This is a genomic window from Undibacterium sp. Ji49W, assembly GCF_049340205.1.
In the GTDB taxonomy this organism is placed as follows: Bacteria; Pseudomonadota; Gammaproteobacteria; order Burkholderiales; family Burkholderiaceae_D; genus Undibacterium.
The window spans coordinates 100,953-123,942 of the sequence record NZ_JBMPOW010000009.1; the positions used below are offsets into that span (position 1 = coordinate 100,953).

Sequence of the window (22,990 nt, forward strand, 5' to 3'; positions counted from 1 at the left end):
CATTTCTACCCTTATGCGTGCGCTTGTGAAGTGCTATGGACTTGTCCGCTTTCTGACGCAAACGGAACAATCACTATTTGTCCGGTGTGCGCAGTAAGCTCAAGGACGGTATCAACAACGGACAACAGTACATGAAAATATCCTGGACCAAGTCTTACACTACTGCCCAAGACATTGCTTGAGACACTTGCTTCTGTATTTGCTGACAAATTCAGGATGTTCCATTCGCAGCGAAATGAACCACTTCCACCAAACACGGCCGCGTCGATCCTGGCTTGCCCGTCAACCGGCATAACATCAATGCTCGCAGCCAAAGAAAAGCGCGTTGCCGGAATCAGCACCAGTTCGTCCTCATCCGGAATAGCATAGTTGGGGGCGAGCACTGTTTGATGCGCATCGTCCAGCGAATAGACGAGAATACTTTTTTGACTGACCTCACCAGACGTATCCTTGAATGCCAGAAGCTCGCAAGGCATGATAGCCCCAGTGAACACCGGAACTTGCAGGCTTACCGACAAGACGCTGCAGCCCTTGCCAATTCCAATGTCACCGACACTGCACAAACGTACGTCCACATAGGCACCCAACAGTGGTGCAAGATGACTCGCGTCACCCAGTTGTTGCGACCTCTCTGAGATTGGAATATCAATCCCAAATTTCACCAGCCAGTGTTCAGGCATGACACCCAACGTTGCCGGTATTTTGGCGGATGTCATTGATCTCGGGCTTGTTGGAATAAAAAGTGTCAGGCGCGGCGGCAATACACGACGAAGCTGGGTATCAAGTGAAGCCAGAAATTTTACCGCCGCATCTTTAGCCTGGTCTGAAGTCATCAGACAGGGAATGGATTGCTCACTGAACAGCAATTGCGTAGAAATCGCATGACAGTGATTATTGCTATCGATAGTCAGTCGAAATCCCTCTCCGGGTGCGACACCCATTGCAGCTTGAAATACAGATGTCAACACTTTATGAAACTCGTTCAATGCCCCAGTTGTTGCAAGTTTATATGCTTTTACCTGTGCTTTTACCTGCGTCATGCGTGTCACCTTGTTTGAAGCGCACCGTAGTACACGAAAAACAAACATCGGAGCGAGTTTGTTGAGCTCATTCCCGACGTTTGCCTATGCTTTACCTGCCCGGGGCTGCGGCAGACTCATATTATGGTGATGTAGTCGCCGTCGGGGCAACTCCTGATGTCGGCAAGACTATATCTTTTCCATTCATCGCATTTACAGTTGGACAGGTGGTACCTATTAACGGCAGCTTGACATCTTCCACGCATTTCGAACCACACTCAAGTACGGTCAATGTCGTTGGAACACTCAATTCCCATGGGGCGCCCACCTTGATAGGTGCGTCCAACGGCTGAATTTCAGCCAGCATATCCAGAATGGTGGGGTCGCTAAATGTGGGAGCAGCAGCACTTGTCCAAAGGTGCCCGGTCACCATATAGTATAAAAATGCAGCCTCTTTTCCTTCTGCGATAGGCACAGTAACTTTGGCAAATCCTGCCTGCAAGAAAGCCGTCATTGCGGCATCGCTCCCTTTTGCAGCACTCAATTCTGCCCACCGGCAGGTATCCGCATAAAAATACTCATAGAATTTGGTAATCATCAGATCCCAATCCAGATATGAGTCCATCAAGATGGCGCGTTGTGCATCCTTGCAAAATGGGCACTCTATCCGGTTCAATGGTATTTTCTGCTCGCGGCACAGGTGAAAGGCGTCTTGTCCGGTGAGTGGCAGGTCTGCATCAGGTCCTAAAATTCGCAGACAGGCTTTTTTTATTTCATCGGTAATGATTTTTCGAATAGTGTAATCGTCCGCGCTGTATACAATACTGCCAGCCTGCGCTTTTGCCTCTGCGAGCCTGGCGTTGTAGTCATCCAGTTGCGCTTGGTAGGCCATCATGATGGTGGAGAAAGTCTTCGCCTGCCAATTTTTAAACGCCTCTGCAGTGCGCTTGCATTCCACCTTAACCGATACAAAATAGTTATGCGAACGCACAATATAAGATACCGTTAAATTGCTAGAAATACCTGGATTAAAAGTGATGTTTCCACTGCTACCTGACAGATACTGTCCAGCGATCGCCAGGGAAAAGTAGAAGTTAGTCGTTTCGCCGCTGCCAGCTGGCCCGATAACAGTTGCTTTCGTCGCGGTATACCCTTCAGGAATCGCGATCGGCTTACTCGCACCAGAAAAATCAAGGGCAGCATAATCTGCATTGTTATCGGTATTGGTGTCGTGGTAAGACTCCGACAAATAAATGAATTCAGCGGGTGGGGCAGAAATTTCAAGGCCGTACAACGCCCCCGCTGAAAGATAATTGCTGTCGGTCAAATCGGATGGCGATGCCACAGTTGGTTTATTCGGTTTTATCAGTTCAGTCAAACCGGGAGATTGCGTTTGCGAGAATTTATAGAAGCGCGCAGGCTCATCCACATCAAAGCTGACAGAAAGACGTTGGCCATACGTCCATACCTGTGCACTATATATTTTGTTCACCCAGCGATAACTGCCAACAACGTGACCGTTCCCGGCCCGATTGTCGTACCCATGCGTATACCTGTCTTCAAATTCTTCGGTCCGCTTACTTTGCTGCTCTTGAATGACCTTATTGATTACCCGATCCAAAGCACGCGATGTGATTTCCTTCGTTTTTTTAACTGCTTGTTCATCCGCTTGATGAATCGCATTATGCGACGTAACACCAGTTTCCACCTCAAAGCTCACCGTCCCATAATTTCCAGACACCTTGCCGCTATACTTGACATCAAGTGATGACTCGGTTTCTCTCTTTGTTGCAGACTCCATCTCAAAGCGATCGGTGCTTTGATTATCCGTCTCATGAGTAGTTTCGCTTTCGGTATGCGTCAAGAAAGAGTCCTCGGTCCGTATCAAGCGTCGAGTAGCCCTCTCTTGATACTCGCCTTGCAGAACATTCACAATTGCTGCGATTTCACCCGCTTCATAGCGCAGTAAAGTTTGTTCTGCCCGCCGGTATTCCGCCACGTTAAGAATTTGCATGCAACAAGGCAAGTTTGGAAAGGGATTATCTCGTATCGCAATTTCTACGCCCCAATCCGGTTTCGTGGGCAAAGGGCCATGCGGAACACCGGATGACCAAATGGATCCATTAGATATCAACACTGCTGTTTTTGATTTCTCAACCCGATCAAACTGCGTTGTGTCACGCACGCCTTTAATACCTGTATCGACCATGTCCATCTGTTGTGCCGCGTCCGCTTTTTCTTTTATGGCGATTTGCAAATTCTCAATTACGCTTGAAGGCAAGGCGATCCGCGCCGTCGACAAGCGCAATACATTCCTGGATTGTAGTGGCTCTTTACTGGCACTCATCAAGTCAACGGTATAGTTGGCCAATGCAACCGAAGTAAGGGCGTCATATACCATCCCATCGCCACCATTCAACGCGTGATAAATCAGATTATTCCAAAGCCGACTGGAAAGCCTCTCTGCCAGTGGCTTGATCTTCGATATTTGCTGCATCAACTCGGACGCCTGAGCGCTGGTTCTCAATTGCTTGAGTGCAAAGCCAATTTCAATAAATTGACCATACTCGGTTTGAATACTGTCGAAATTGGGAAGGTAGATGGATTTTTTTTCAAAATCCGTCGCACTTTTGGATGCTGAACGGGCTGTTTTCGTAGTGGATGCAGATAAGGCAGATGCCGCACTTGAAACCGACTTCAAGGAGATGGTGCTATCCATGACAAAGTTCTTCGGCGCACTTACTGTCGTGTAGATGTGCGCTGATGGCAACCGTCGCTGCACCCCGCGTATTGTGACGAAGTTAAACAGTGTGGTCGTTGCGCTAGTGTTTACCGGCGACCCAGGGACATTCGACGTTGTTGGAGTGCTCATTTTTCACCATCCTTGTCTAAAAAACCATCATAGGAGATAGTTAATCATAAAACAAGAATTAAATTACTAAATTTGCATTTAATTATGGCAAGATTAAATTTAAGTGTCAGACGTATGAATGGATAACTCAAGGCGACCAGAAACAGATCTAAATTCACCAGTCCATCCACCATCTTGCCAAAACCAAAATTAAACTCACCTTTTTCCACAAAGGTAAAGTCAAGTTATTCGTTATATTGATTCAGCAAAAGCCAGAAATCTGTTTTGGCTGTTACCTGTATGAGATACCACTAATGGCGAGGCTAGTAGATTCTCACCACACCTTTACAATTTGTAGTTCAACAAAATTTATCCTGATACGAGCTTTAATTTTTCTTCAAATCATGCCGCCTGTTTACTGTAACCAAAGCATGAGTTGGCGTTACCCTGAGCGCTGCCTGTGAGGCAGTGCAGAGTGAGTCACCTTGCTCAACCTTATATTTACTTGGACTTGCGTTCCGAGGCTAAAATACTCGCGACTTCATTGGCACTGTATTGCTTTGTACTGACAATTGCCGCACCGGCATTATTTCGCAAATCGAGCCGCGCACTTCCGTCTCCAAGGCGGGTAACTGTGATGTTTGAACCATCCTTTGCTGCTATAACATGAGGAACAGCAAGTCCTTGCTGATCGACATCGGTTAATTCAAGATTAAATTCGGTCGTCACGATTTTAACTGTGCCGGGAGTTTGATTCGAAGTACGCGAATAGGTATTTGTGACCCCATTTCCGAGATAGGTATAGGAGAAATTATCCAAGCCGCGAGGCCCACTGAGGTAGCTGCCGTTTAATTCCTGATCCTGCGTATCATCAGCCATGCGGTATTTCAGCTTTTGAAAAATCAAACTGTTTTGGAACATAATCCCAATGGTGTCACTGTCGAACATGCCAGAAAAGATAATGCCCTTTGGGGTCACACATTGATCAAACTCGAATTGAAAGGAGGCATAATTTTTGATTGTGCCGCCGTTTGGACAAGCTTTCGTTGCCCGTGTCGACCAGTCCGCAAGTAAACGAAAATCAATAAGCAGCTGCATTTCCTTCACCGTGCGATATTGCTACAGCAGGTAAGTTGCAAAAACCCGATCGATATTACTGGAATTCAGTTCCTTTATGATCACCGGCTCAATAGGCGCACTACCCTGGCCACCTCCACAAGAAGCGAATGTGCAGCAAATGAGGATTGACAAGCTGAATTTACGAAATAAGGCCATATGATTATGTGTAAAGTTAAAAAGCACATGAATTTAAGATACGGCAAGGTCGACGCAAACTGCCCGGGAGTATTGAGCTAGCTTGTCAGAGATTCGTACTTACTACGACCATGCGCCTGATTAGTACATTTTCACGCAAGTCCTACATAGCATATAAATTATATCAAAATATTATTAATTGTAAAAACATTAACCACAATTTCGATACTGAATCTCGTTAGACAAAAACGCAAAAAGCCCGCAATAACGCGGGCTTCCAGGGTGTTTCGTGCTGTCAGTTGCCTGCTGCTGCCAGCCCCAAACTCATTCCCACTCAATCGTCGCAGGCGGTTTGCCTGAGATGTCGTACACGACGCGGTTGATGCCGCGTACTTCGTTGATGATGCGGTTGGAAACTTTGCCCAGCAGTTCATGCGGCAGGTGTGCCCAGTGGGCGGTCATGAAGTCCTGGGTTTGTACGGCGCGCAGGGCGACGACGTATTCGTAGGTGCGGCCATCGCCCATCACGCCGACGGATTTGACTGGCAAAAATACGGCAAAGGCCTGGCTGGTGGCGTCGTACCAGCTTTGCGGTTTTTCTGCATGCGGGTCAACGAAGTTGCTACGCAATTCTTCGATGAAGATGGCGTCGGCACGGCGCAGCAGGTCGGCAAATTCTTTCTTCACTTCACCCAGAATACGCACGCCCAGGCCAGGGCCAGGGAAAGGATGACGGTATACCATGCTGTGCGGCAGGCCAAGGGCAACGCCCAGTTTGCGTACTTCGTCCTTGAACAATTCGCGCAGGGGTTCCAGCAGTTTCAGATTCAGGGTATCTGGCAAGCCGCCAACGTTGTGATGACTCTTGATGGTGTGCGAGCCTTTTTTGCCTTTGCCGGCACTTTCGATGACGTCAGGATAAATCGTGCCCTGGGCCAGCCATTTGGCATTGCTCAGTTTGCCGGATTCTACCTGGAAGACTTCGACAAATTCGCGGCCTATGATCTTGCGTTTGGCTTCCGGATCAGTAACGCCGGCCATGTGGCCCATGAATTGGGCAGTTGCATCAACATGGATGACTTTGACACCCAGGTTGTTGGCAAACATTTCCATGACCATCTTGCCTTCATCCAGGCGCAGCAGACCGTGATCAACAAATACACAGGTCAGTTTGTCGCCAATGGCGCGATGGATCAGGGCTGCGGCAACGCTGCTGTCGACACCGCCGGACAGGCCAAGAATAACTTCGTCGTCGCCCACCTGGGCGCGTATTGAAGCGACTGCTTCGGAGATGTAGTCAGGCATGTTCCAGTCGGATTTGCAGCCGCAAATTTCGTGCACGAAACGGCCAAGTATGGCTTCGCCTTGCAGGGTATGCGTAACTTCGGGATGGAATTGTACGGCGTAAAAACGACGGTCTTCATCTGCCATTGCCGCGATCGGGCAATTGTCTGTGGATGCCATCAGTTTGAAGCCTGGCGGCATGTCATTGACCTTGTCGCCATGGCTCATCCATACCTTGAGCATGCCGTGGCCTTCTGGTGTGACAAAATCATTGATGTCTTTGAACAGGGCTGTATGGCCACGGGCACGGACTTCGGCGTAACCGAATTCACGCACATGACCGTTTTCAACCTTGCCGCCCAGTTGTTCGGCCATGGTCTGCATGCCGTAACAAATACCCAGTACCGGCACACCGGCATCAAACACGGCCATAGGCGCGCGCGGGGTATCGCCTTCTGTCACGCTGCTAGGGCCGCCAGACAGGATGATGCCGGCAGCGCCATAGTTGCGAATGAATTCATCGCTGACGTCATACGGATGCACTTCAGAAAAAACACCTGCATCACGTACGCGACGGGCGATCAGTTGCGTGACCTGGGAACCAAAATCAAGGATAAGAATTTTAGAATGCATAACTCAAATTATCATGTCAGGTTGTTCAGGCCTGGCCTGAACAACACAATTGTTTCCTGCATTTCTGGCTGAAAGCAGGGCTTTTTCTGCAAGGCTGATTAATGCTTCCGGTTCTGCATCCGGAAATAAATCGGTACAGGCGGTGCCTGCACTGATGGTCAGCGAGGTTTCTTTGTGATTCACAACTTCGGGGTGCATCATGACTGAAGAACGAATTCTTTCTGCAACGGCAGTAACCACCAGATGCGATGCACCGGGCAATACCACCAGCAGCAAGTCAGTGCCAAAACGCCCCATGGCATCAAACGGGCGCACGCAGGAACGGACACGGCTAACAGTCTTGACCAGCATCATGTCGGTAACGGCAATGCCTTCTGATTCGCGCAGATCTTCCATCTGATCCAGTCTGGCGATCAGCAGGGCCAGGGGTTTTTCTGCCTTGGCACAGCGCTCCATTTCTATCTTGAGCGAACGGATGATGGCAGTTTTATTCCAGGTTCCCAGCAAGGGGTCGATCAGGGAATCGCGCTTGAGGCTGCGGTTTTGTTTGATGACTTCCAGTTGATTCAGGTACAGGGCATCAAAGGCCAGTTCACGCTCTACCATAGCGGCGATGTCGCTGAAAATCTGTCGCTCTTCGTCGCCCAGCGTATGCGGCTCATAATCCACCAGCATGATGCTACCGATCAGATGGCCGGTATAGTCATAAATGGGATGGGCCGCAAAAAACCGCAGAAATGGCGCACCTACCACCAGCCCATGCTTGCCCAGTTCTTCATGCAGACGCAGGTCATGAATTTCCAGCAAATCATCGGTGAAGTTGAAAGCATCACAAAACATGGCTTCGACACTGGTGATGGAACGTTCGGCAAAATCAAAGCGCTTTGACAGATTACCTAAACTGACAAAACAGTTTGCAACCCCGAACATGTTGATGCCCAGACGCTCGAAGCGTGCAAGACGGACATCAATTTTTTCAGATACCAGACGCTCGAATCCCGAATTGACACGCGCCGATGTCGTTGGACTGGATCGATCTAGGGGCGATGACATACTCGTCTCCTGGCTCCGTCAATTCGGGGAATATGCATCAGTCAGCCCGGTAGTTAGGCGCTTCTTTCGTGATCTGCACATCATGGACATGCGATTCACGCATACCGGCTGATGTGATTTCGACGAATTCGGATTTGGTATGCAAATCGTCTATCGATGCACAACCACAATATCCCATGGAAGAACGCACACCGCCCACCAGTTGATACAGAATAGCCAGCACGCTGCCTTTATAAGGCACACGGCCTTCTATGCCTTCTGGCACCAATTTGTCAGCATTATTTGCTGCATCCTGGAAGTAACGGTCAGCAGAGCCATCGGCCATTGCACCCAGACTACCCATGCCACGATACGATTTATAGCTGCGGCCCTGGAACAGGATGACTTCGCCCGGCGCTTCTTCGGTACCGGCAAACATGCTGCCCATCATTACTGTGGATGCGCCAGCAGCCAATGCCTTGGACACGTCACCAGAGAAACGCACACCACCGTCAGCGATACATGGAACCCCGGTACCCTTGAGTGCATTGGCTACATTGGAAATGGCAGAAATCTGCGGCACACCAACACCGGCAACGATACGCGTGGTGCAAATAGAACCTGGGCCGATGCCGACCTTGACCGCATCCGCGCCATGCTCTACCAGCGCCAGCGCAGCGGCTGCCGTGGCGATATTGCCGCCGATGACTTCAATATGCGGGTAATTGGTTTTAACCCAGCGTACGCGATCCAGCACGCCTTTGGAATGGCCATGTGCCGTATCAACCACGATAACGTCCACACCAGCCTTGGCCAACAGGTCGATCCGCTCTTCATTATCGACACCTACACCGACGGCAGCACCAACACGCAGCTTGCCATGTTCATCTTTGGAGGCAAAAGGATGCTCCGTTGACTTTTGAATATCTTTTACGGTGATCAGTCCGCGCAGCTCAAATGCATCATTGACAACCAAGACACGTTCCAGTCTGTGTTTGTTCATCAGGCGCTTGGCTTCTGCCAGATCGGCGCCTTCCTTGACGAACACCAGCTTGTCACGCGGTGTCATTTTGGCACGTGCTTCGGCATCCAGTTCTTCTTCAAAGCGCAAATCGCGGTTAGTGATAATACCGACCACGACTTTGCCTTCGACGACCGGAAAACCGCTGATGCCATGCTGCTGGGACAAGGCGATGACATCACGAATCCTGGTAGTGGGCGGGATGGTGATGGGATCACGCAACACACCAGATTCAAAACGTTTCACCTTGGCCACTTCGCGAGCCTGCTCTTTGGCAGTCAGGTTCTTGTGGATAATACCGATACCACCTTCCTGTGCCATGGCTATAGCCAGGCGCGCTTCTGTGACGGTGTCCATCGCAGCCGATACCAGAGGTATATTCAGCTTGATATTGCGCGTCAATCTGGTCGCAAGAGAGGTATCTTTAGGGAGTATGTCCGAATATGCAGGGACGAGTAGCACGTCATCGAACGTGAGTGCTTTTTGAAGTAAACGCATAGCATTTCCTATAGGCGCAAAAGCGAATTATACAGAAAACTTGCGGAATCGTCTTGCTACGTGTAAAACTCTTGGATAATCAAGTGTTTTTTAAGAAAGCTGCTTATGTCAATTTCACGTATTGCCCTACCCTTCGTTCTCGCTTTTGCCTGCGCCGCCGCTCACGCACAATACGTGTGGCTGGATGAAAAAGGCAACAAACAATTCTCGGATAAACCACCTCCGATTTCAGTGCCAAAGAATAAAATCATCAAAGCACCGAATATGAGCGGCAAGCCGGCACCGGCTGCCGATGCAGCGCCTGCGTCTGCTGCCGCGGATGATGCAAGCAAGCTGACAAAGCCGGTGACTACCGCCAGCAAGAATGAAGATTACAACAAGCGCAAAGCCGAGCAGGCAGAAAAAGATAAAAAAGCAGAGGATGAAAAGCAGTCTGCCGCCGCCAAGGCCAAAAACTGTGAACGTGCACGCACCTATCAGCAAAACCTGGAATCTGGCGCTCGCGTTGCTAATGTAGACAAGAATGGTGAGCGCAATTTCATGGATGATACCCAGCGCAATCAGGAATTGGCTGACGTCAAGAAAACCCTGGCAGATTGCAAATAAGCTATCAATCCGCAAAATACCAGACGCGGGCTTAAACCTTCGTCTGTTTTTTCGCGCGGCGGCGTCGTGCTTCCATAGGGTCTGCAACCAGGGGGCGGTAAATTTCTACCCTGTCACCTGGATGCAAATGGGCGTCCATGGTTTTCAGTTTGCCAAAGACGCCGACTTTCAAGGTACTGACATCCATCTCGGGATGTAATTGGATGATGCCGCTTTGCTGTATGACCTGCATCAGGGTGGCTTGGGTATCTACCTGCACATCGAGCAGGCTGACTGTAGATGGGCTGGCATAGCAGACCTGCACCGTCATGTTCGCCTGGTCAGCCATACAAGGCCTCGGCACGGGTGCAGAAAGAATCGACGAAGCTATTGGCAATCTTGGAAAATACAGGGCCAATCAGATGTTCCAGCAATTTGCTGGAAAACTCATAATTGAGATCAAATTCGATTTTGCAGGCATCTACCCTTAGTTCAGTGAACTTCCAGCAACCGGATAATTGCCTGAAAGGCCCCTCTACCAGGTTCATTTGCATCAGGTGGGGACGCTGATTATTGTTTTTCGTTGTAAACTGCTGCTTAATACCATGATAATTAATGGCAAGGGTGGCAACCAGCTCATTATCAGTACGTTCAACGACACGCACCTCGCCGCACCAGGGCAGGAATTGCGGATATTTTTCGACATCATCAACCAGAGCAAACATTTGCTCCGCACTGTAAGCCACAAAAACTGTTTTATGCACGACTGCCATCAAGAAGAACCATTTGGTAGAATCACAGGTTCGCATTTTAACCGAGTCATTGCAGGGATCGAAACGCATTCCACTGTTTCTTTATCCTGAAATCACCTATTTTCATCCCACATGAGCATTGCTGATAATAAAAAAGCATTCCACGATTATTTTATCGAGGAACAATACGAAGCCGGTGTCGTCCTGCAAGGCTGGGAAGTCAAGGCCATACGCGCCGGACGCGCGCAGCTGAAAGAAGCCTATGTCATCGTCAAGAATGGCGAAATCTTTCTGTTCGGTGCCCATATTGGTGCCCTGCCGACGGCGTCTACCCACATACATCCTGATTCTGTCCGAACACGTAAATTATTGTTAAATGCGGCGGAAATCAGCAAACTGATAGGCAAAGTTGAGCGTTCTGGCTACACCATGGTGCCGCTGAACCTGCATTTCAGCAAGGGGCGCATCAAATGTCAGATCGGCCTGGCCAAAGGTAAAAAGCAGCATGACAAACGCGATACAGAGAAAGAAAAAGACTGGCAGCGCGAACAACAAAAAATCATGAAGCAGAATCGTCGCTAAAATTATTTAGCTGATTTAGATGATTTATCTGGTTTGACTGACCTGTTGATTTGGCTGGATGATTTGGCTAAATCAACGAATGGGGGCATACAGTTCATGCCCTGCATCCTGTATCTGGCGACGCAAGGCGCGTCGCTCATCCGGGGTCAGGCGATTGCCCTTTTGAGCACTGTCAGCGCGGCCACAGGCATGCTCACCATCACGCTGCGCATCACTGCAATTATCGAGTAAACGATTCTGGTGAAGCTGCTTGTTCAACTGGCGTTCGCGCTGTTTGTTGAGCAATTCTTCCTTGCGGGCAAGCTCATCTTTGCGCTGGGCATCACCCGCATTAAAGCGCGTCCAGAATCCACCGCCATTGTTGGCCCGGCCATTGTCCGCCATAGCTCCCGCCGTCAATGACAGCGACAACAATAAGACAGAAATTTTCAAGTACGGTATATTCATTGCCTAGCTTGCTTACCAAGAGCGATTGCCCAATAATTGAACGACTAAAAATACAGAAAATTGATGCACAACAAGGAACAGGAAAAAGCACCAGAGAAAAGGATGCTAATTTTATTCCCAAACTTGCATCTGATGCTAGTCAATTTGTCTGAATTCAGTTTACGATAGCTGCAAGAATTCCGCTGTGGTATTCCGTAAAGTATGTAACAGTTTGTAATCCAGACAAGTATCTGTGTTTGCAAGCCTACTCGATGACAGTACTATATTCACATGAACAATACGACACCCACACCAGACTCCACAAATACCAACTCCAGTAGCCCAAAAGCAAAAATTCTGGTGGTTGACGATGATCTCCGCTTACGTGATTTATTGCGCCGCTACCTGACCGAACAAGGCTTCCAGGTGGTCAGCGCAGAGAACGCCCAGGCCATGAATAAATTGTGGATACGCGAGCGTTACGATATGCTGGTACTTGATCTGATGTTGCCTGGTGAAGATGGCCTGGCCATCTGCCGCCGCCTGCGCGGCGCAGGCGACAAGACACCGATTATCATGTTGACCGCCAAGGGCGAAGAAGTCGATCGCATCATCGGCCTGGAAATGGGTGCGGATGATTACCTGCCCAAGCCTTTTAGCCCGCGTGAACTGGTCGCCCGCATCAATGCCGTGTTGCGCCGCAAAACGCCGGATGAATTACCAGGCGCACCTTCCGAAGGTCCGCAAAGTTTCGCCTTTGGTGATTTTGTGCTGGACCTGGGAACCCGCACCCTGAAAAAACAGAATGAAAACATCGCCCTCACCACTGGTGAGTTTTCGGTATTGAAAGTATTCGCACGCCATGCACGCCAACCACTATCGCGCGAAAAGCTGATGGAACTGGCCAGAGGTCGCGAGTATGAAGTCTTTGACCGTAGCCTGGATGTCCAGATTTCGCGTCTGCGCAAACTGATCGAACCCGACCCGGGCAATCCCCTCTACATACAAACCGTATGGGGACTGGGCTATGTATTCATACCGGATGGTCAGTCACATTAAGCTACAAATCTCTTTTTCATTTGACTCTTTACTGTTGTTTTTAAGCCAAAACTGAATGCACTCTTATTTGAACAGCCTGGAGTGGCTTAAGAGCGGATTGTTTTGGCGCACCTTCTTCATGCTGGCGCTGCTTGTCACCGCCAGTATGACGGCGTGGATGACCAATTTCCGCATCCTGGAAACCACGCCCAGGGCGCAGCAGATGGCAGCGCAGATTGTTTCCATCGTTACCATTACCCGTGCAGCGCTGACCCACTCAGCGCCAGAGAAACGACACCAATTGCTGTCCGACCTGGCCAACAAGGAAGGCGTGCAAATTTACCTGCTGGAAGACAATGACCGCATCGAAGAACCCGATGCCACCAACTTCTTCCTGGAATCCAAAGCCATCATGCTCAGAGGCCTGGGGCCAGACACGCGCTTTGCCAGCAAGCTGAACGGCGTCAGTGGCTTCTGGATCAGTTTTGATATCGACGACGACCACTACTGGCTGCGTCTGGAACAAGACCGGCTGGACCCGCCTATCGGCCTGCAATTGTTCAGTTGGGCGATGGCAACCCTGTTTCTAACGCTACTGGGTGCCGCTGTCATTTCCAAACTGATCAATGACCCGCTGTCGCGTCTCAGCAATGCGGCACGCGCCATCGCCAAGGGTAAGCAGCCGCCACCCTTGCCGCAAAAAGGCCCGAAAGAAATACGCGAAACCAATCAGAGCTTCAACACCATGATGGAAGATCTGGCCAGGATAGAAGCTGACCGCACCATCATTCTGGCGGGTATCTCGCACGACTTGCGCACGCCGCTGGCGCGTATGCAACTTGAAGTCGAAATGGCCAACCTGAGCTCAGAATCCAGGCATGGCATGCAGTCTGACCTACAGCAGATGGATGCCATCATTGGTCAGTTTCTTGATTACGCCAAACCGCTGGATAAAGTCGAGCTGGAAACCATCAACCTCAGCGAGGTCTTGCAACAGATCATCGATGAAGCCTCGCGCTTTCAGTATCTGCGCCTGCGTACCGCCATCACGCCAGACCTGTTCATCAGTGGCAACATGATAGAAATCAGGCGGCTATTCAATAACCTGATAGAAAATGCCTGCCGCTATGGCAAGACCACAAACACACCAATCACCACGCTGGACATCCAGTGTTCACGCAAAAGTAAAGATCGCAAACACGGCATCCTGATCAGTTTTCGTGACCACGGAGCCGGTGTCGATGAACAGGACCTGGTACGCCTGCTGAAGCCTTTTACCCGTGGTGATGCTTCACGCAGCCAGGCCAATGGCTCTGGCCTGGGCCTCGCCATTGTTGACCGCATCATCAAACGCCACAGTGGCAAGTTACGCATCTACAACCATCAGGAAGGTGGTTTTGTCATCGTGATTGCCTTACAGGAAGCTAAAGACACCTGATATACATCCCACATGCAGGCAAGCACATTCGTTTCATGTTAGCCCCAGGCCGTATTGTATTGCCTGTATAGCTAACACGATGCTAATGACGGGTGCAAAGAAGACCTCCTACTCACCACATAACTGCTTGCCGAACTTGACTCTGTCGTAGTTTCCGGACTCCTCCATCTCTTTACAAACTTTGAGATAAGTATCTCCGTTAAACACGTCCCCATTTAATGTCATAAAAAATCTGAAAGAAGCACCAGTCATTTCCAGCGGGTGCTCGCAGGTATTTTCCTTTGCATTCCGATAGACTTCATCGCACTCCTTGGTCCTCAGCGTCTTCTTGTTATTCTTGGTTTTTTTCAGGGGAGCGGTGCCACAATGCATAAGAACAAATTGTTCCACGTCGTTTCGTCCGAATTCCTTTTGCAGGAGTTTGCCACGTGGTGTTTTTAGTTGTCGTTCAATGCATGCTTTCCATTTTTGTTGCGCCGAGGCATGACCTGCAGGGGAAATGAAGTAGATCGCGGTAGCGATGGCAATCGTGATGAGTTTCATAGGTAAGGGCAGATGTTTTTATTGGGATTTATTCGTGTTGTAGCGTTTTTTAAGGCAGCAATTCTCTTTTTTTTGTGTACTTTGTACATCACCAATTGTAGAGCAATTTATTGCCATAAAGCCAATGACACAAAAGAATAATTGCTTGTTGCGAATATCCTGACAGGCTATGCCCTGAACACTAAAAACACATTGCCCTGAATGTAAAAAATCCCGGTTGCCCGGGATTTTCATTACTACTGAATCGATTTACTAATCTTCGCTTTATATGTTTATTGCATGCTTATTACATGCGACCAGTCACCATAGCCAGTTGGGTAGCAGGCTTGCTTTTTTCTTCAGCCTGCGCCGGTGTTTCGGTTTGTGGTGTACTCAGTTCATAACTCATGTGCATGCCTGGTTCCAGTTTTTGACTTGCTGCCGGAGCGACCTGTTCAAGAGCAGCAGTCTTTTGCGTCACTGCCTGTGTTACCGCTTTGGCAGCAGTACCAGCGATACCGATATTGCTGAAACCGGCAAACCCGGCAATACCGGCACACAGTATCAGGCCAGCGATTACTGATGGACGCAGGCGGAAGCGTTTTTGCACTTCTTCCTGTTGCTGTGCCTGTGCATCATATGCCACGTCAATTGGTGCAGTCGCCAGAATTTGCTCGACTTGCTGACGCCATTCTTCTGACTGGTGTCTGTTGTTGAGCAGTTTGCTGATCAATGCCTGTGCAAGTTGTTCCGCCTCCTGATGTTCCGCTTCCAGAGTCTGTTTGGCCAATTCTGCTTCTGCCTGCAATTCATCCTGATGCTGCTGGATTTGCAAAGCATTTTGTTCTTGCCATGCTTTGGCAGATGCCAGTGCCTGGGCGATCAATGCCTGTGCCTGTGCTTCTTCCTGACCACGGGCTTGCAACATGGCTTGCAGCTCATGTTCTGCTGCAACTTGCAGATCCAGTTGCGCCTGCAAGGCTTGCTCTTCTTCCAGGCGTTTTGCCATCGCTATTGCCAGCGCTTGCTCTTTTGCCCGGGTTTGTGCCTGTGCTGTTTCTACCTGACGTTGCAGTTCTGCCTGCAATGTCAGTTGCAATTCAGCTTCCGCTGCCAGTTGTTGTTCCAATTGCGCTTGCAAGGCTTGTTCTTGCTCCAGGCGTGTGGTTTTGGCGGCGGCCAATTCCTGTTCTTTTGCCTGGGTTTGTGCCTGTGCAGCTTCTACCTGACGCTGGAACTCTTCCTGCAATGCTGCTTCCGCTGCCAGTTGTTGTTCCAGTTGCGCTTGCAAAGCCTGTTCTTGCGCTACACGTTCGGCAATGGCCGCTACCAATGCCTGCTCTTGTTCCAGTCTTTGGGCTTCCAGTGCTTCTATCTGGCTTTCTTCCAGTAATTTTGCACGCAATGCAGGGAGTGTTTCTTCATCAGCGGCGATTTGCAATGCGGTGGCAGCAGCCACTTCGCGTTCCAGCGCCAGTCTTTCCTGTTCGATGGCGTTGGCGATGATCAGTTGTTCGGCTCTTTGTGCGCTTTGCTCTGCAAGCGCAGATTCCAGTTGCACGCGCTCTTCCGACGCCATCATGATCAGACGTTCAGCTTCCATTTTGTCTTCGATCAGGCGCAGGGCTTCCTGCTTCAGTTGCAGGCTATCCATTTCTATCTGTTTCTGTTGCTGGATGGTGATAATTTCACGCTGTTCCAGCGCGGCACGTTGCTGCTCTGCCTGCTGCAATTCAAACAACTCGATGGCACGGGCCTGTGCCAGTTCAGTTGCCTGCTGTTCAGACACGGCCAGTGCATTGGCCAGCTCCGCTGCTTCTTTTTCGCTTTGCAATCTGGCCTGGATGGCGACATTCGCATCTTGTTCAGCATTAGCGCGGATTTCGCACAGGCTCAGATATTCCTGTTCTGCCAGTTTTCGTTGTTCAGCTTCTTGCGCTGCTTTTTGTTCGGTTGCCAGTTTTTGCTGAACCAGGCTCAGAGCTTCGAGCTCGCAGGCAGCGCGGTGATTTTCAGTAACAGTCAGTGCTTCTGCTTCGCGCAATCTGGTTTCTGTGGCTTCGGCAGCCATGCGCTGGGCTTCGGCGTGTTCTATAGAGCGAGACAGCAATGCCTGTTCAGCGTTCGCAATACGCAATGCAGCTTCCAGCGCCTTTTGCTCTTTGGTTGCACGCGCTGCGGCGGCTTCTGCCAGTTGACGTTCTGTATCGAGCTTGGCTTGCAGGGCAACTTCTGCGATTTCTTCCTGTTCCAGTTTGGCTTGCAATTCAGCGCTGATTTTTTGTTCAGTCGCGATTTTTTCTTGACCGGCGCGGCTCAGTTCCAGCAACAGGGCAGATTTTTCTTCCAGTGCAGCGGCAGCCTGGCGTTTGATCAGCGCTTCTTCAGCCGATTGTGCCAGCCATTGTTTTTCTGTTTCATTGAATTTTTCTGCCAGTTGGCGGGCTTCCGCTTCGGCTGCCTTGCGTGCTTCTAACAGTTTGCATTGTTCCTGTTCGGCGGCCAGACGGGCTTGTGCTTCGGTAGCGGCGGCCAGTTCTGCCTGTTGTTTGGCTGTCAGGCTGGCAAGTACGGCTTGCTCGGCATCTGCACGCAATTGCTGGGTGGCCAATAATTCCTGTTCTTGTTGCAGACGTTGCGCCAGTAATTCTGCCACCAGTTTTTGTGCGTCAGCATGGGCGGCCAGTTCCTGGAACAGGGCTTTTTCTGATGCCAGTGTCGCTTCAGTTGCAGCACGGATGATCTGTTCTGCGCGGGCACGTGCTTCGGCAAACTGGCGCGCTTCGGTTTCGCTGGCCAGACGGCTTTGCACTTGCTGATGTGCATCCTGCTCAGCCAGCAGTTTTGCTTCTGTGTTTTCCAGCAAGGACTGGTCATCTGCCAGGCGTTGTTGCAATACCTGATCCAGTTCGGCAACTTTACGATTCTTTTCTACCACCAGTTCATGTGCACGATGCTGGCTGGCGGCATAAGCTTGTGCCTGCACTTGCAATGCCTGTTCAGCCTGTAGTTTGGCGGCAGCCATTTCTTTGGCTTCTTGCTCGGCCCTGGCACGAACAGCGGCGGCCTGGGCATGTTGCTGCTCTGCGGTTGCTCTGGCAGTTGCTGCGGCAGCGGCGATTTTTTCTGATTCCAGTTTTTCTGTGGCTGCCTGTGCTTCAGACAGCGCAGCGTCCGCCTTTTGTTTTTCCAGCCGGGCTTGTTCTTCCAGCGCCTGTGCTGCCTGCTGTTGGGACTTGGCTTTTTCCTGTTCCAGCTTTGCCAGTTGCGTGGCTGCCTTTACTCGCGCACCGGCTGCGGTGGCAGCTTGTTGCTCTGCCCTCGCCTGTTCATTATTTTGTTCCAGCAGCTTTTTCTCTTCTGCGACCTTGGCTTCCATGGCAGTACGCAGGGCTTGTTCGGATTGCAGTCTGGCCAGATGCTGGTCGCGCTGTTCTTGCTCAACGGCGGCCTTGGCTTGCAATTCCAGGGTCAGGCGTTTTTCTGCTTCCAGTTTTTCTTGCACCAGAGTCAGGGCTTTTTGTTCAGATTCGGCACGCAGTTTCAGTGTCTTGCCCAGTTCTTCTGCTTCTACAGCCTTGCTTTGCGCCAGGGCGGCAGATTGCTTTTGCAGCTCCGCATGCTCTTGCATTTTTTGCAGGCGAATTTGCTCTGCGGCAATCATGGTCTGACGTGCGGCACGTGCTTCGGCTTCTTGTTGCTGACGAGCATTCAAGACATTGACGTGTTCACGGTCGGCATGGGCGCGGGCAAAAACTTGTTCGGCGGCGGACTTTTCTGCTTCCAGTTTTTCCTGTGCAGCCCTTGCTGCCTGCTTTTCAGCTTCCAGATGCATTTGCTCGGCGCGTGCCATTTCTGTGGCCTGATGGCTTTTCAGCAAGGCGACCTTGGCTGCCTTGCATTGTGTTTCTTTTTGCAATTCTGTCTGTTCCAAGGCAGATTTTTCTGCTTCCAGCGTTGCTTCCAGTGCCAGCCTTTCTTCGCGCTCTGCCTGCTCTTTGGCAATGGCGATTGTCATGGCTTCTTCTTCGGTGCGCAGCCTTGCTTCGGCTTCCTGCTCGGCTGCCTGTTCCAGCAGCAGTTTTTCCTGGGTCGCTTTCAGCACTTGCTGCACTGCCTGGGCACGGCGACGTTCTGCCTGTAATTTTTCTTCCTGAAGTTCCATCGCTTTCACCTCATCATTAGTGCGTTGCTGTTGGACGCGCAGACACTCAGTCGCATCGTGATTTTTCCTGGCAGCAGCAGCCGCCATTTTTTGCTGCAATTCCACCTGCTCCATGGTTTTTTCCAGGCTCAGTTTTTCTGCAACACATTCTGATTCCTGGGCTATACGACGTGCATGTTCTGCCTGCTCTTGCAAGCGCAGCAGTTCGGCATGCGATTGATCGGCCTTTGCCAGTGCTTCGGCTTCTTCCGTCTTTTTACGTTCAGCATCAAGTTTTTCCTGCAAGGCTGCCGCAGCTTTTTGCTCTGCGTCTACTCGCATTTTTTCAGCCAGCATCAATTCCTTGGCTTTTTTGGCTTTTTCTGCCGATGCCAGATTGGCTCTTTTCAAGAGTTCTGCCTGGAAGGCACTGGCACTCAGGGCTTGTTGCTCGGAATCCGCCTGCTCGCGGGCCTCCTGCACGGCAACACGTTCTATTTCCACCCTTTCTTTGGCAAGATTGAAAGCACGCTGCTCTTCAATTGCGCGCTGACGGGCAATCTCTGTCGCTTCTTTCTCTGCCAGGCGACGCTGACGCGCATCTTCGGACAAGGCAGCTTCTGCTTCCTGGCGGGCACGGGCTTGCAATGCAGCCTGTTGCTCGTTTTCTATACGACTCATGGCGGTGGATTGCAGATCACGCTCGGCACGAATGCGGGATTCGGTCACCATACGGATTCTGTCTTCAGCATCGCGTCGGGCTTGCGCTGTGGTTGCGGCAATCATTTCAGCCTGTTCACGACGGGCTGCGGCGATACGCAACTCCTCTTCCGATTGCATGCGCAGTTGTATCGCTTCAGCCGCTCTTTTTTCAGATTCCAGGCGGGCATGGGCTATGGCTTCTTGCTCTTGCTCCAACGCAACACGAGTCAGTGCATCTTCACGGGCACGCACTTCGACCGGAGCGCGATTGATGGCATATTCCAACGCCATGGCTTCTGCCTGATCACGTTCCTTGCTGACTTGCAGGGATTCGCTACGTACCTTGGCCAGCATTTCCGAGGTTTCACGGGCTTCTCTTTCCTGTTTTTCACGCTCACGTGCCAGTTCAGTAATGCGTGCATCGGCACGGGCGCGTTCTTCGGCCTGCTGGCGGGCAGATTGGGATGCGGCAAAACGTTCGGCTGCCCAGTTCCTGGCATTCGTGGTTTGTGTTGCCAGTTTTTGTGCTTCGGCATGGGCCTGCGAAGCCAGTTCGGATTCTGCCTTGTATTGTTTCTCGGCCTTTTCGATGGCCTGCTGTTCCATTTTTGTGCGCAGTTCGGATTGTTCACGGGCACGGGCTTCCATCTGTGCCCTTTCCTGCAAGTTCCTGGTTTCTTCTGCGGTGGCGGCGATACGCGCCTGGCTGGCCGCATTCGATTGACGCTCTGCCATCAGTTTTGCCTGGGTACCGACAGCGGCTTCCTGCTCCAGTGCCAGTTTGCGCTGCGCAAGTTCAGCGGCTTCGGCTTCGGCCTGCGCCCTGGTTTCTGCCAGTGCCCGGGCCTGGGTTTCTGCTTTCAGTCTGGTTTCGGCAGCAACGGTGGCACGCGCCTCCGCTTCTACCCGCGCAATGGCTTCACGAATACCTTTCACGTCAATGCGGACATTGGACTCGATGGCCTCTTCCGGTGGCAAATAATCGTCTTTACGGTCGCCATGGCGATCGAGGGAGTAGTCTCCCAAAGATAATTTATTTAACAAGGCTTGATTGCTGTCCATTCTGCACTCCTGATTTGATAGTCGTTCGCCGTCATCGCGGGCCCTGCCATGCCGGAACTTCTTATCCTGAATTATCAATGAAGAAAAAACTGATGATGACCGGAGCAGAAGTAGAAAAACGCCTCAATTCTTGTTTTATCCGTTTCCCTTAAGGCTGGAGGGACGTAAAATAGCGGGTAACCTAACATTGCCGGAGAATTATCTTGAACGAAAACGTTACCGAAATCAGACACCCGCTGGTGCAACACAAATTGTCACTGATGCGCAGCAAAGACACGCCGACGGATAACTTCCGCCGCCTGTTGCGTGAAATCAGCCAGATGCTGGCCTATGAGGTAACACGCGACCTGCCTATCGAGCTGGTCAAGATAGAAACACCTATCACCACCATTGACGCCCCCACCATCAGCGGCAAGAAGCTGTGCGTGATTTCGGTACTGCGTGCCGGCAACGGTATCCTGGATGGCATGCTGGATTTGCTACCAAATGCGCGCGTTGGCCATATCGGCCTGTACCGTGACCCGGAAACCCTGGAACCGGTCGAGTACTACTTTAAAGTGCCGGAAGACATCGCAGAACGCCTGGTCATCGTGGTTGACCCCATGCTGGCGACTGGCAATTCTGCCGCTGCTGCCATTGCACGCCTGAAGCTGCGTGGCGCGACCAGCATCAAATTCGTCTGTCTGCTGGCCGCCCCCGAAGGTATCAAGGTGATGCAGGCTGCCCATCCTGATGTCGCCATTGTCACGGCATCGATAGATGACTGCCTGAATGAACATGGCTATATCGTCCCTGGTCTGGGTGATGCAGGTGATCGCCTGTTCGGTACCAAGTAATTGACTCTTTCTGTTTTTGACTGTTTTCACTGATGACGACTATTGCCCGCTTCGTTCCCGAATCCAAACTGCCCGAAGTGGGCACCACCATCTTCACCGTGATGTCTGCGCTGGCCGCTGAAAAAAAGGCAGTCAATCTGGGCCAGGGCTTCCCTGACTTTGCCTGCGACCCGGCATTGCCGGCAACAGTAGCCGCCGCCATGGCAGCAGACTTTAACCAGTACCCGCCAATGACGGGCATGCCGCAGTTGCGCGAACAGATTGCCCGCAAGATTCTGGATGTATACGGGCACGACTATGATGCAAACAGCGAAATCACTGTCACAGCAGGTGCCACCCAGGGTATTTTGACGATATTGCTGGCCAGCGTACATGCCGGTGACGAAGTCATTGTCATCGAACCAGCCTACGACAGCTATGTGCCCTCGATCAGGCTGGCTGGCGGCATTCCGGTTTTTGTCAGCATGGAACTGGATGAAAATGGTTACAGCATCCCCTGGGACAAGGTGAAAGCGGCGATCAGCATTAAAACCCGCCTCATCATGCTGAATTCACCGCACAACCCAACCGGCAGCGTGCTCAATGCTGGCGATATCGCTGCATTGACAGACATCGTGCGCGATACCAATGTTTTGATTGCTTCAGATGAAGTGTATGAACACATGGTGTATGACGGGCAGCGTCATGAATCCCTGTCACGCTACCCTGAACTGGCGGCCCGCAGTTATATCATTTCCAGCTTTGGCAAGACCTATCATGTGACGGGCTGGAAGATAGGCTATGTCGCCGCGCCGGCTGCGTTGATGGCAGAATTTCGCAAGGTACACCAGTACAATGTATTCAGCGTGAATACACCGATGCAGGTAGGTCTGGCGCAGTACATGGGCAACCCTGCCCCGTATCTGGAACTGTCGGCGTTCTACCAGAAAAAACGTGACCTGTTTCGTGCCGGCCTGGCAAACAGCAGCTTGCGCCTGCTGCCTTGTGCGGGCACTTATTTCCAAAGTGTCGATTATTCGGCTGTATCGGACATGCCGGAACTGGACTTTGCCCGCTGGCTGACTACCGAAATCGGTGTAGCTGCCATCCCGGTCTCAGCGTTTTATCAGCAGAGCAAGGAATCCGGCATCGTGCGTTTTTGCTTCGCCAAGCAGGACTCCACCCTGCAAGATGCCCTGCAACGCCTGCAAAAGCTCTAAAACCTGCTCACGATCTTACTGCGCGGGCGCAATCAGAGACGACGCGGGGCTCATGCGCTGCTCAAAATGCTCATGTACTAGCGTACATTCCGCTTTTTGCGCTGCGCTTAGT

General features: G+C 51.0%; 17 protein-coding genes. 6 read left to right on the forward strand and 11 right to left on the reverse strand.

Features of this window, described 5'->3' with window-relative positions:
- Positions 1 to 11 precede the first annotated feature (11 nt).
- From ACO0LK_RS12885 to guaB, 6 genes are all read right to left on the reverse strand, one after another.
- The gene (locus tag ACO0LK_RS12885) at positions 12 to 1,040 is read right to left on the reverse strand and encodes a hypothetical protein (RefSeq protein WP_422975633.1); all 1,029 of its coding nucleotides are present in this window, start codon (positions 1,038 to 1,040) and stop codon (positions 12 to 14) included.
- A gap of 121 nt (positions 1,041 to 1,161) precedes the next feature.
- The gene (locus ACO0LK_RS12890) at positions 1,162 to 3,738 is read right to left on the reverse strand and encodes a hypothetical protein (protein ID WP_422975635.1); all 2,577 of its coding nucleotides are present in this window, start codon (positions 3,736 to 3,738) and stop codon (positions 1,162 to 1,164) included.
- A gap of 633 nt (positions 3,739 to 4,371) precedes the next feature.
- Entirely contained in the window at positions 4,372 to 4,968 is a 597-nt protein-coding gene (locus ACO0LK_RS12895; protein ID WP_422975636.1) for a hypothetical protein, read from the reverse strand.
- A 480-nt stretch (positions 4,969 to 5,448) separates the two neighbouring features.
- Entirely contained in the window at positions 5,449 to 7,041 is a 1,593-nt protein-coding gene (gene guaA / locus ACO0LK_RS12900) for a glutamine-hydrolyzing GMP synthase (protein WP_422975638.1), read from the reverse strand.
- Between the two features lie 3 nt (positions 7,042 to 7,044).
- Positions 7,045 to 8,094, reverse strand: coding sequence for a GGDEF domain-containing protein (locus tag ACO0LK_RS12905; RefSeq protein WP_422975640.1), 1,050 nt, complete (start codon positions 8,092 to 8,094; stop codon positions 7,045 to 7,047).
- Between the two features lie 37 nt (positions 8,095 to 8,131).
- Entirely contained in the window at positions 8,132 to 9,592 is a 1,461-nt protein-coding gene (guaB, locus tag ACO0LK_RS12910) for an IMP dehydrogenase (protein WP_422975642.1), read from the reverse strand.
- Positions 9,593 to 9,697: 105 nt separating this feature from the next.
- Between guaB and ACO0LK_RS12915 the strand changes: the two genes are divergently transcribed.
- Positions 9,698 to 10,198, forward strand: coding sequence for a DUF4124 domain-containing protein (locus ACO0LK_RS12915; protein WP_422975644.1), 501 nt, complete (start codon positions 9,698 to 9,700; stop codon positions 10,196 to 10,198).
- A gap of 31 nt (positions 10,199 to 10,229) precedes the next feature.
- Here ACO0LK_RS12915 and ACO0LK_RS12920 read toward each other — a convergent pair whose 3' ends face one another.
- Positions 10,230 to 10,526: an RnfH family protein gene (locus ACO0LK_RS12920; protein ID WP_422975646.1), complete on the reverse strand. Its 297-nt coding sequence runs from the start codon at positions 10,524 to 10,526 to the stop codon at positions 10,230 to 10,232.
- A complete protein-coding gene (locus ACO0LK_RS12925; RefSeq protein ID WP_422975882.1) occupies positions 10,519 to 10,950 on the reverse strand; it encodes a type II toxin-antitoxin system RatA family toxin in 432 nt (143 codons plus the stop codon). Before ACO0LK_RS12925 ends, ACO0LK_RS12920 begins: the two co-directional genes overlap by 8 nt.
- Before the next feature lie 111 nt (positions 10,951 to 11,061).
- On the opposite strand from ACO0LK_RS12925, the gene smpB reads away from it, so the two are divergent.
- Positions 11,062 to 11,511: an SsrA-binding protein SmpB gene (gene smpB, locus ACO0LK_RS12930; RefSeq protein ID WP_422975648.1), complete on the forward strand. Its 450-nt coding sequence runs from the start codon at positions 11,062 to 11,064 to the stop codon at positions 11,509 to 11,511.
- Positions 11,512 to 11,583: 72 nt separating this feature from the next.
- Here smpB and ACO0LK_RS12935 read toward each other — a convergent pair whose 3' ends face one another.
- Entirely contained in the window at positions 11,584 to 11,958 is a 375-nt protein-coding gene (locus ACO0LK_RS12935) for a hypothetical protein (RefSeq protein ID WP_422975650.1), read from the reverse strand.
- A 270-nt stretch (positions 11,959 to 12,228) separates the two neighbouring features.
- On the opposite strand from ACO0LK_RS12935, the gene ompR reads away from it, so the two are divergent.
- Together ompR and ACO0LK_RS12945 are read left to right on the forward strand one after the other, a co-directional pair.
- Entirely contained in the window at positions 12,229 to 12,996 is a 768-nt protein-coding gene (gene ompR / locus ACO0LK_RS12940) for a two-component system response regulator OmpR (RefSeq protein ID WP_422975652.1), read from the forward strand.
- Between the two features lie 118 nt (positions 12,997 to 13,114).
- Positions 13,115 to 14,413 carry an ATP-binding protein gene (locus tag ACO0LK_RS12945; protein ID WP_422975654.1) on the forward strand — a complete coding sequence of 433 codons (1,299 nt, stop codon included), beginning with the start codon at positions 13,115 to 13,117 and terminating at the stop codon, positions 14,411 to 14,413.
- Positions 14,414 to 14,521: 108 nt separating this feature from the next.
- Here the strand turns inward: ACO0LK_RS12945 and ACO0LK_RS12950 are convergent, their stop codons facing one another.
- The gene (locus tag ACO0LK_RS12950; protein WP_422975656.1) at positions 14,522 to 14,956 is read right to left on the reverse strand and encodes a hypothetical protein; all 435 of its coding nucleotides are present in this window, start codon (positions 14,954 to 14,956) and stop codon (positions 14,522 to 14,524) included.
- Positions 14,957 to 15,242: 286 nt separating this feature from the next.
- Positions 15,243 to 20,843 carry a hypothetical protein gene (locus ACO0LK_RS12955; RefSeq protein WP_422975658.1) on the reverse strand — a complete coding sequence of 1,867 codons (5,601 nt, stop codon included), beginning with the start codon at positions 20,841 to 20,843 and terminating at the stop codon, positions 15,243 to 15,245.
- A 203-nt stretch (positions 20,844 to 21,046) separates the two neighbouring features.
- On the opposite strand from ACO0LK_RS12955, the gene upp reads away from it, so the two are divergent.
- Both upp and ACO0LK_RS12965 read left to right on the forward strand, forming a co-directional pair.
- Positions 21,047 to 21,679, forward strand: a complete 633-nt coding sequence (gene upp / locus ACO0LK_RS12960) for a uracil phosphoribosyltransferase (RefSeq protein ID WP_186945450.1) — start codon at positions 21,047 to 21,049, stop codon at positions 21,677 to 21,679.
- A gap of 32 nt (positions 21,680 to 21,711) precedes the next feature.
- Positions 21,712 to 22,878, forward strand: a complete 1,167-nt coding sequence (locus ACO0LK_RS12965) for a pyridoxal phosphate-dependent aminotransferase (protein ID WP_422975660.1) — start codon at positions 21,712 to 21,714, stop codon at positions 22,876 to 22,878.
- Positions 22,879 to 22,990 lie beyond the last annotated feature (112 nt).